The organism is Variovorax soli NBRC 106424 (genome assembly GCF_001591385.1).
GTDB classification, from domain to species: Bacteria; Pseudomonadota; Gammaproteobacteria; order Burkholderiales; family Burkholderiaceae_C; genus Variovorax; species Variovorax soli.
The window spans coordinates 1-10,156 of the sequence record NZ_BCUU01000142.1 but is presented as its reverse complement, the minus strand read 5'-3'; the positions used below and the strand labels follow the sequence as shown (position 1 = coordinate 10,156).

The 10,156-nt window shown below is 66.7% G+C and carries 7 protein-coding genes; 2 read left to right on the top strand and 5 right to left on the bottom strand.

Going from position 1 to position 10,156, the window contains the following annotated elements:
* From VSO01S_RS24620 to VSO01S_RS24600, 5 genes are all read right to left on the bottom strand, one after another.
* Positions 1-560: glutaredoxin family protein (locus VSO01S_RS24620; protein ID WP_068645414.1), on the bottom strand; the 560-nt coding region annotated here is incomplete at its 3' end.
* A 95-nt stretch (positions 561-655) separates the two neighbouring features.
* A complete protein-coding gene (locus VSO01S_RS24615) occupies positions 656-2,722 on the bottom strand; it encodes a M3 family metallopeptidase (protein ID WP_068645413.1) in 2,067 nt (688 codons plus the stop codon).
* 61 nt (positions 2,723-2,783) lie between these two features.
* A complete protein-coding gene (locus VSO01S_RS24610) occupies positions 2,784-3,635 on the bottom strand; it encodes a bifunctional methylenetetrahydrofolate dehydrogenase/methenyltetrahydrofolate cyclohydrolase (RefSeq protein ID WP_068645412.1) in 852 nt (283 codons plus the stop codon).
* A gap of 75 nt (positions 3,636-3,710) precedes the next feature.
* Entirely contained in the window at positions 3,711-4,343 is a 633-nt protein-coding gene (locus VSO01S_RS24605) for a response regulator transcription factor (RefSeq protein WP_068645411.1), read from the bottom strand.
* Positions 4,340-6,892, bottom strand: a complete 2,553-nt coding sequence (locus VSO01S_RS24600) for a PAS domain-containing sensor histidine kinase (protein WP_068645410.1) — start codon at positions 6,890-6,892, stop codon at positions 4,340-4,342. The genes VSO01S_RS24605 and VSO01S_RS24600 overlap by 4 nt, the downstream gene beginning before the upstream one ends.
* A gap of 184 nt (positions 6,893-7,076) precedes the next feature.
* Between VSO01S_RS24600 and aceE the strand changes: the two genes are divergently transcribed.
* On the top strand, positions 7,077-9,803 hold the full coding sequence (aceE, locus tag VSO01S_RS24595; protein WP_068645409.1) for a pyruvate dehydrogenase (acetyl-transferring), homodimeric type: 2,727 nt from the start codon (positions 7,077-7,079) through the stop codon (positions 9,801-9,803).
* Between the two features lie 54 nt (positions 9,804-9,857).
* A partial coding sequence (locus tag VSO01S_RS24590) for a biotin/lipoyl-containing protein (protein ID WP_304951766.1) occupies positions 9,858-10,156 on the top strand: 299 nt, incomplete at its 3' end.

Genomic DNA, 10,156 nt, shown 5'->3' with positions numbered 1-10,156 from the left:
GCCGCGGCTGCGGCGGGCGGGGCCGCCTTCACCTGCGCCACCAGCGGCGTCGCGGGGGCGTTCTTGTAGCCTGCAGGCAGGCGCGAGCTGGCGGGGTAGCCGGCCGCGTCCAGGTAGCGCGTCCATTCGCTGTCCTGGAAACCCACCAGCTGCTGCGAGCCGATGGACACCTGCGGCAGAGAGGTCTTGCCGCTCTGGCGCTGCAGCGCTTCGCCGTCCTGCGCCGTCTGGACGGTCTTTTCCGTGAAGGGCACGCCGCGCGTGGACAACAGGCTGCGACCTGCATCGCAGGGCTGGCATTCGTTGCCGGTGTAGAGCGTGACCGGATAGCGCTGCGCCACCTGGCGCAACTCGTAGGGCAGAGCCGAGTCCGTGGGCAGCGAATTCACCGCGCCGCCGCCTGCGCCTTGCACGGGCTGGGCGGTGCGGGCGCTGGGGGGCTGGTCCGAGTAGGTGACCTTGCCGTTGGCATCGACCTGGCGATAGACCTGTTGGGCGAAGGCGGCGGTGCCTGCCACACAGGCCAGGGCGATCAAGCCGAGGCGGCCATCCAACTTCATTGCGGGCTCCAGGTTGCGAACGAACGACAGGCAAGTATGCCAAGGGCGGCGCCGGAGCGCCGCCCTGGCCCCGCAGGCCGATGCGAAAACGCCACTCAGGCGGAAGTTGTACTGGCGGCCGCAGTGGGCGCCATGCCCTGATGGCGCAGCAGCGCATCGAGCTGCGGCGCGCGGCCGCGGAAGGCCTTGAAGGACTCCATGGCCGGCCGGCTGCCGCCGGCTTCCAGGATGGCGGTGCGATAGCGCCGGCCGGTTTCCACGCTGGGCTTGCCGTCGGCGCCGGCGCTTTCCTCGAAGGCCGCATAGGCGTCCGCGCTCAGCACCTCGGCCCACTTGTAGCTGTAGTAGCCGGCAGCGTAGCCGCCCGAGAAGATGTGGGTGAAGGTGTTGGGCGTGCGGCTGAACGGGGCGGCCGGCATGACGGCGACTTCTGCGCGCACCTTGTCCAGCAGGGCCATCACGCCGCCCGGCTGGGCGGTCGCGGCGTCGTACTCGGTGTGCAGCAGCATGTCGAACAGGGCAAACTCGATCTGGCGAACCGTCTGCAGGCCGCTCTGGTAATTCTTGGCCGCGGTCATCTTGTCGAACAGCGCGCGCGGCAGGGGCTCGCCGGTGTCGACATGCGCGGTCATGTGGCGCAGCACATCCCATTCCCAGCAGAAGTTCTCCATGAACTGGCTGGGCAGTTCCACCGCGTCCCACTCGACACCGCTGATGCCCGACACGTCGCGCTCGTTCACCTGCGTGAGCATGTGGTGCAGCCCGTGGCCGAACTCGTGGAAGAGGGTGGTGACGTCGTCGTGCGTGAGCAGCGGCGGCTTGCCGTCCACGCCGTCGGCGAAGTTGCACACCAGCTGAGCGACCGGCGTTTGCAGCTTCTTGTTGTCCGGCCGCAGCCAGCGGGCGCGCACGTCGTCCATCCAGGCGCCGCCGCGCTTGCCGGCGCGGGCCGCCGGGTCGAGATAGAACTGGCCGACCAGCTGCGTGCCCCGCTCGATGCGGTAGAACTCGACGCCCGGGTTCCACACCGGCGCGCTGTCGCGGCGGATGGACACCTCGAACAGGGTCTCGACGATCTTGAACAGGCCCGCCATCACCTTGGGCGCCGTGAAGTATTCCTTGACCTCCTGCTCGCTGAAGGCATAGCGCGCTTCCTTGAGCTTCTCGCCGATGTAGCTCCAGTCCCAGGGCTGCGGATCGGCAATGCCCAGTTCCTTGGCGCCGAACGCGCGCAGGTCGTCCAGGTCCTGCTGCGCAAAGGGCTTGGCCTTGCCGGCCAGGTCGCGCAGGAACTTCAGCACCTCTTGCGGCGAGTCGGCCATCTTGGGCACCACCGAGAGCTCGCCGAAGTTGCGGTAGCCCAGCAGCTGGGCTTCTTCCTGGCGCAGCGCCAGGATCTCGCGGATGAGCTCGGTGTTGTCCAGGGCCGGATCACCCAGTTCGCTGGCGCGGGTGACGTAGGCGCGGTAGAGCGCCTCACGCAGCCGGCCGTTCTTCGCGAACTGCATCACCGGCAGGTACGAGGGCATCTTCAGCGTGAACTTGTAGCCCTCTTTCTTCTCGGCCTGCGCGGCAGCCAGCGCGGCGGCAACCACGTCCTGCGGCAGGCCGTCGAGTTCGTCCAGGCGGGCGTAGTAGGCGAAGGCGTCGGTGGCATCCAGCGCGTTCTCGCTGAACTTCTGGCTCAGCTCGGCCTGGCGCTCCTGGATGGCGGCAAAGCGTTCCTTGGCCGCGCCCTGCAGCTCCGCACCGCCGAGCACGAAGTTGCGCACGGCATTCTTGTGCGCCTGGCGCTGCTCCGGGTTGAGCGTGGCCGGGTCGATGGCCTTGTACTTGGCATACAGGTGCTCGTCGGCGCCCAGGCGCGTGAAGAAGGCGGTGACGCGCGGCATGGCCTCGTTGTAGGCGGCGCGCAGTTCGGGCGTGTCGGCCACGGCATTGAGGTGGCCCACCGCGCCCCAGGCACGGCCGAAGCGCTCGGTGGCCACGTCCAGTTCCCTGGCGATGGCGTTCCAGTCGGCCGGGAATTCCGGCGCCGTGACTCTCTGGAGGGCGGCCTCGGCTTCCGCCAGCAAGGTGTCGACCGCCGGTGCCACATGCTCCGGACGGATCTGGTCGAACAAGGGGAGATCGTTGAAATCGAGCAGCGGATTGGTGGTCATGGTGCGTAACTGGGGCCGGAGGAGGGAATGCGCAAGGCCGGAAAAATCAATCAGGCCTCAACTACGAGGATTGCCGCTCGGCTGCCTCGATGGTGTTGACCAGCAGCATGGCGCGGGTCATGGGGCCCACGCCGCCGGGCACGGGCGTGATCCAGCTGGCCACCTGGCGCACGCCTTCGAAGTCGACGTCGCCGCACAGCTTGCCTTCGTCATTGCGGTTCATGCCCACGTCGATGACCACGGCGCCGGGCTTGACCATGTCGGCGGTGAGCACATTGCGCTTGCCCACGGCCGCCACGATCACGTCCGCCTGGCGCGTTATGGCGCCCAGGTCGGCGGTGGCGCTGTGGCAGATGGTGACGGTGGCGCTTTGCGCCAGCAGCATCATGGCCATGGGCTTGCCCACGATGTTGCTGCGGCCGATGACCACGGCGTGCTTGCCGCGCAGCTGGTAGCCGATCGACTCGAGCATCTTCATGCAGCCGTAGGGCGTGCAGGGCCAGAAGCCCTTGGCGCCGATCATCAGCGCGCCTGCGCTGGCGATGTGAAAGCCGTCGACGTCCTTGGCCGGCGAGATGGTCTCGATGACCTTCTGGCTGTCCATGTGCTTGGGCAGCGGCAGCTGCACCAGGATGCCGTGCACCTTCGGGTCGTCGTTGAGCGTGCGGATGCGCGCCAGCAGGTCGGCCTCGCTCATGTCGGCCGGGTAGCGCTCCAGCGTGGCCGACAGGCCCGTCTCGGTGCTGTCGTTGACCTTGTGCCTGGTGTAGACCTGGCTCGCGGGGTCGTCACCCACCAGGATGATGGACAGGTGCGGCTGGACGCCGCGGGCCGTCAGGGCCTGCGTGCGGCCGGCGACTTCGGCGCGGATGGTGCGGGCGAGGGCGTTGCCGTCGATGAGTTGGGCAGTCATGGGTCGAAGCTTCTCTGACAAGTAAAAACGCCCGCTTGCGCAGGCGTATTTTTTTGGGGGGGTGTGAGGCGGTGTTCAGGAGGCCTTGGCGGAGGAGGCCTGCCCCAGCGCGATCTTGAGCAGGTCGGCCACCGTGTTGGCGTTGAGCTTTTCCATGATGTTGGCGCGGTGCGCCTCCACGGTCTTGATGCTGATGCCCAGGTCGTCGGCGATCTGCTTGTTCAGGCGGCCGGCGACGATGCGCTCGAGCACCTGGGCTTCGCGGCCGGTGAGCTTGGACAGCAGCGCGTCGCGGCTGGCCGACTGCTGGTGCTGGGCGAAGGTGCCGCGGGCATGTTCGAGCATGCGCTCGACCAGGGCCACCAACTCTTCGTCGTTGAAGGGCTTCTGGATGAAATCCATCGCGCCCTTCTTCATGGAGTCGACCGCCATGGGCACGTCGCCGTGGCCGGTGATGACGACGATGGGCAGGGGCGAGCGGCGTTCGATGAGCCTGTCCTGCAGCTCCAGCCCGGTCATGCCGCCCATGCGGATGTCGACGATGAGGCAGGCCACTTCGCGGGGGTCGTAGCGCGAGAGGAACGATTCGGCGGAGTCGAAGCAGCGAACGCGGTAGTCCTTGCCTTCAAGCAACCATTGCAGCGAATCTCGAACGGCTTCGTCGTCGTCGACGACATACACGGTGCCCTTCTTGGGAATCAAACTCATGCGCTTACCTTTGCCTCGTCGCTTGCTATTGATTTCATAGCATCGAGTACCGGAATCCAGAACGAAAAACGGCACCCGACCACTTCCGAACCATTGTAGATGTTCTCCGCCTGCATCCGGCCCTTGTGCGACTCGACGATGGTGCGGCACAGATTGAGGCCGATGCCCATGCCTTCCGGTTTGGTGGAGAAGAAGGCCTCGTACAGGCGCTCCATCACCTCGGGCGCCAGGCCCATGCCGGTGTCCTGCACCGAGAACTCCACCGCCGGGTTGCCGTCGATCACGCGCGGCAGCACGCGCAGCTCCACGCTGCGCCGCGCCGGCGGGCGCTTGGCCACGTCGATGGCTTCGGCCGCGTTGCGCAACAGGTTCACCAGCACCTGCTCGATCAGAATCGGGTCGACCTGCAGCACCGGCAGGCGGGCTGCCACGTAGTGGTTCAGGCGCACGTTGCGCCGGCGCAGCTCGATGCCGGCCAGCTCCACCGCCTCGCTCACCATGACGGTGGCCTCGGCCGGCGTGCGGTTGGGTTCGCTGCGCTTCACGAAGGTGCGGATGCGCTGGATGATCTGGCCGGCGCGCTGGGCCTGCTTGGAGGTCTTTTCCAGCGCAGAGAGCAGGGCGTCCGAATCGATCTGCTGGCCGCGGATACGGGAGACCATGCCGTTGCAGTAGTTGGTGATGGCGGTCAGCGGCTGGTTCAGCTCATGCGCCACGCTCGAGGCCATCTCGCCCATGGTGATCAGGCGGCTGGCGGCCTGCGCGCGGTCGGCCTGCGCGGCGTTCTGTTCCTCGGCATCGCGGCGCTGCGTGATGTCGGTGGCAATCACCATCTGCGCCAGGCGGCCGTCCACCCAGGTGAGGTAGCGCGAGCGCACTTCGAGCCACTTGCCCAGTTCCGGCACGAAGATCTCGTTGTTGGCCGGTTGCGCGCCGGTGAGTGAATCGAGGGGCAGGCCCGCGAAGGCGTCGACGTCGTCCAGCCCCTCGTCATGGGCGGCGGCCGGTGGCACGCCCGCCTGGGCCACCATGCCCAGGTGGCCCACCGTGTCCGAGCCGAACCACAGGCGATAGAGCTTGTTGGCAAAGAGCAGTTCTTCGCTGCCGATGGGGGCCACCGAGATGGCGGCGTCCAGCGCCTCCAGCACGGTGGTGAAGCGCTCGTACGAAGCCGACAGCTGCTCGCGGATGCGCGTGGGCTCGGTGATGTCGGTCATCGAGGTCATCCAGCCGGTCTGGTGGCCGCGGGCGTCGATGAGCGGCGACACGTACAGCCGCGCGTTGAAGACGCTGCCGTTCTTGCGCTTGACCCGCACCTGGAAGCCGCCGGGCAGCGAACGGCCATGGAGCTCTTCCTCCAGCCGCTCGTTCATGATCTCGCGGTCGGCCTCGAGCCAGTAGGGGAAGGGCGGCGACTGGCCGACCAGCTCGTCCTCGCTCCAGCCGGTCATGGCGCAGAAGGCGGCGTTCACGTACGTGATGCGGCCCTCCAGGTCGAGCACGCGCATGCCGGTGGGCATGGAGTTCTCCATGGCGCGGCGGAAGTTGGTTTCGGCCACCAGCGCCTGCTGCGCCTGCTGGCGCCGGCGCGTATGGCGCCAGGTGCCGATGAGCATCCAGCTGGTCAGCACCGACAGCGCCACCACCAGCCAGAACAGGCCGTTGCCGACCAGGCCCTGCGATGTGCGGTAGGCCTGCGCCCGCAGCAGCAGGCTGTTGCCCACCGGCGAGACCGGCACCTCGTATTCGTTGATCTGCTTGTGCCAGGGCAGCAGGCGCTGTCCGGGCTCGGGCGGGCTCATGGCGTTACCCGCGATGAGCCGGCCGTCGCCGTCCAGCAGCGAGACCGCATAGCGCGCTGCCACCTCGGGCGGAATGCCGTAGCGCAGCAGTCCGTCGATGGAGAACTCGCCCAGCACCACGCCGGCGAACAGGCCCTGGTCGAACAGCGGGATGTGCAACTGCAGCACCGGCGGCAGGTCGCCGCCCTGGCTGGGCCGCGAAAACACGGGCTGGCGCAGCTCACGCGCCAGCGCGTAGTGCGTTTCGACATCGCCCGGGCGCAGCACGTCGCCCACCAGGTGCTGCTGCGAGGGGTGCACGCTCGGCGCGGAGTAGCTGGCCTGGAAGCGGCGGCGGTCGTCGATCCAGCTGATGGCCTGCAGCTCCGGAAACTGGCTGACGAGCGACTCGGAGCGGCTGATGAACTCGTTGGCGTCGATTTCCCGGTTGCCCGCGTCGCGGGCAATGCGCATCAGCTGTTCCTGCCGCTCCAGCAGGCGCAGCCGCACGCGCTGCTGCGCGTATTCGACGTCGCGCCGCACCGACTCCTGCTCGCGCTCGAGTTCCTCGGCCCGCAAGTACCAGAAAGCGGCGACGATGGCGGCCAGGAAGAGCAGCACCGCCGCCATGGGCGCAAGCATGGCGAAGGCGTCCTGCAGCACGGGCGTTTGCCGCCGCCACCAGCGGCGCCAGACCGCCCAGGGCGAAGATGACGAACGCGCAGACGTGGCGCGAGCGTCTTTGGGCAGCAGGGGGGGCGGAGGCATCGGCCGAGTGTAGGGGAAGGCTTCAGACTGCTTTGCAGTAAGACACAAATGCAGTCGGCCGATTTCGATATTTCACATTACGATATCAACAAGCACCATTTGAAATTCAAACTTTTTTGTGGGACACTGCCGCGCAACCTCAACCGGCACTAAATTAAGGCCACACCCATCAAGGAGACACAGCATGTCGGCAAACCCCGAGAGCCTCGGCTCGGCTGCAGCAAACGATGCGGACGCGCAGGAAACGCGCGAATGGATGGACGCACTGTCCGCCGTGATCCAGAGCGAGGGCGCTCCCCGCGCCCACTTCCTGCTTGAACAACTGCTCGAGCATGGGCGCCAGAACAGCATCGACATGCCGTTCTCGGCCAACACCGGCTACATCAACACCATCGAACCCAGCCAGGAAGCCCGCAGCCCCGGCAACCTGGAGATCGAGCAGCGCCTGCGCGCCTACATGCGCTGGAACGCCATGGCCATGGTGGTCAAGGCCAACCGCATCCACCCGCCCGAAGGCGGTGACCTGGGCGGCCACATCGGCTCCTTCGCGTCGCTGGCCAGCATGTTCGGCGCCGGCTTCAACCACTTCTGGCATGCCGAGAGCGACAACCACGGCGGCGACCTGCTGTACATCCAGGGCCACGTGGCGCCCGGCATCTATGCGCGCGCCTACCTCGAGGGCCGCCTGACCGAAGAGCAACTGCTGAACTTCCGCCAGGAAGTGGACGGCAAGGGCCTGTCGAGCTACCCGCACCCCAAGCTGATGCCCTCGTTCTGGCAGTTCCCGACGGTGTCGATGGGCCTGGGCCCGCTGATGGCCATCTACCAGGCGCGCTTCCTGAAGTACCTGCACGCCCGCGGCATCGCCGACACGTCCAACCGCAAGGTGTGGGTGTTCTGTGGCGACGGCGAAATGGACGAGCCCGAATCGCTGGGCGCCATCAGCCTGGCCGCGCGCGAGAACCTGGACAACCTGATCTTCGTCATCAACTGCAACCTGCAACGACTGGACGGCCCGGTGCGCGGCAACGGCAAGATCATCCAGGAACTGGAAGGCGAGTTCCGCGGCGCCAACTGGAACGTCATCAAGCTGATCTGGGGCAAGGGCTGGGACGCGCTTCTGGCCAAGGACCACGACGGCGCGCTGCGCAAGCTGATGATGGAGGTCAACGACGGCGACTACCAGGCCATGAAGGCCAATGACGGCGCCTACGTTCGCAAGCACTTCTTCGGCCGCGACCCGCGCACCGCCAAGATGGTCGAGAACATGACCGACCAGGAGATCTGGGACCTGCGCCGCGGCGGCCACGACTCGCAGAAGGTGTACGCCGCCTTCCACGCCGCCCAGAACCACAAGGGCCAGCCCACCGTGCTGCTCGTCAAGACCGTCAAGGGCTTCGGCATGGGCAAGATCGGCGAGGGCAAGAACACGGTCCACCAGACCAAGAAGCTGGACGACGAGGACATCAAGGCCTTCCGCGACCGCTTCAACATCCCGATTCCCGACAGCCAGATCGCCGAACTGCCGTTCTACAAGCCGGCCGACGACACGCCGGAAATGAAGTACCTGCACGAGCGCCGCAAGGCGCTGGGCGGCTACCTGCCGCACCGCCGCGTGAAGGCCGACGAGAGCTTCACCGTTCCGTCGCTGGACACCTTCAAGGCGGTGCTGGAGCCCACGGCCGAAGGCCGCGAGATCAGCACCACCCAGGCCTACGTGCGCTTCCTCACGCAGCTGCTGCGCGACAAGGCCATCGGCCCGCGCGTGGTGCCCATCCTGGTGGACGAGGCGCGCACCTTCGGCATGGAAGGCCTGTTCCGCCAGATCGGCATCTACAACCCCCATGGCCAGCAGTACACCCCGGTCGACAAGGACCAGGTCATGTACTACAAGGAAGACAAGGCCGGCCAGATCCTGCAGGAAGGCATCAACGAAGCGGGCGGCATGAGCTCGTGGATCGCCGCGGCAACGTCGTACTCGACGAACAACCGCATCATGATCCCGTTCTATGTGTACTACTCGATGTTCGGCTTCCAGCGCATCGGCGACCTGGCCTGGGCGGCGGGCGACATGCAGGCGCGCGGCTTCCTGCTGGGCGGCACCTCGGGGCGCACCACGCTCAACGGCGAAGGCCTGCAGCATGAGGACGGCCACAGCCACATCCTGGCCAACACCATCCCCAACTGCCTGAGCTACGACCCGACCTTCGCGCACGAAGTGGGCGTGATCATGCACCACGGCCTGAAGCGCATGGTGGAGAAGCAGGACAACGTCTTCTACTACATCACCCTGCTCAACGAGAACTACGCGATGCCCGGCCTGCAGCCCGGCACCGAGGAGCAGATCATCAAGGGCATGTACCTGTGCAAGCAGGCGCCTGCAATCAAGGCCGCCAAGGGCAAGGAAGCGCCCAGCGTGCAGCTCATGGGCAGCGGCACCATCCTGCGCGAGAGCATCTTCGCGCAGGAACTGCTCGAGAAGGACTGGGGTGTTGCCGCCGCCGTGTGGAGCTGCCCGAGCTTCAACGAGCTGACCCGCGACGGCCTGGACTGCGATCGCTGGAACCTGCTGCACCCCACCGAAGAGCCGCGCGTGCCCTTCATCGCCCAGCAGCTGTCGGCCAGCACGGGCCCGGTGGTGGCCTCCACCGACTACATGAAGGCCTATGCCGACCAGGTGCGCGCCTTCATTCCCAAGGGCCGCAACTACAAGGTGCTGGGCACCGACGGCTTCGGCCGCAGCGACTTCCGCAGCAAGCTGCGCGAGCACTTCGAGGTCAACCGCCACTACATCGTCGTGGCCGCGCTCAAGGCGCTGGCCGAGGACGGCGTGCTGCCGGCCACCAAGGTGGCGGAGGCCATCAAGAAGTACGGCATCAACGTCGACAAGATCAACCCGCTCTACGCCTGATCGACAGGCGCTGTCCAACAACCAACAACACGCTTTCGGGCGGGAGACACGAACATGGCTATGGTGGAAGTCAAGGTGCCGGACATCGGCGATTTCGATGAAGTCGCAGTGATCGAGGTGCTGGTGAAAGTGGGCGACACGGTCAAGCCCGAGCAGTCGCTCATCACCGTGGAGTCGGACAAGGCCTCGATGGAGATTCCGTCGTCGGCCGCCGGCGTGGTCAAGGAGATCAAGGTCCAGGTCGGCAGCAAGGTGAGCGAGGGCAGCGTGGTGCTCGTGCTCGAATCCGATGCGGCCGCCGCGCCGGCGCCGGCTGCTGCAGCGCCTGCACCGGCTGCCGCGGCACCGGCCCC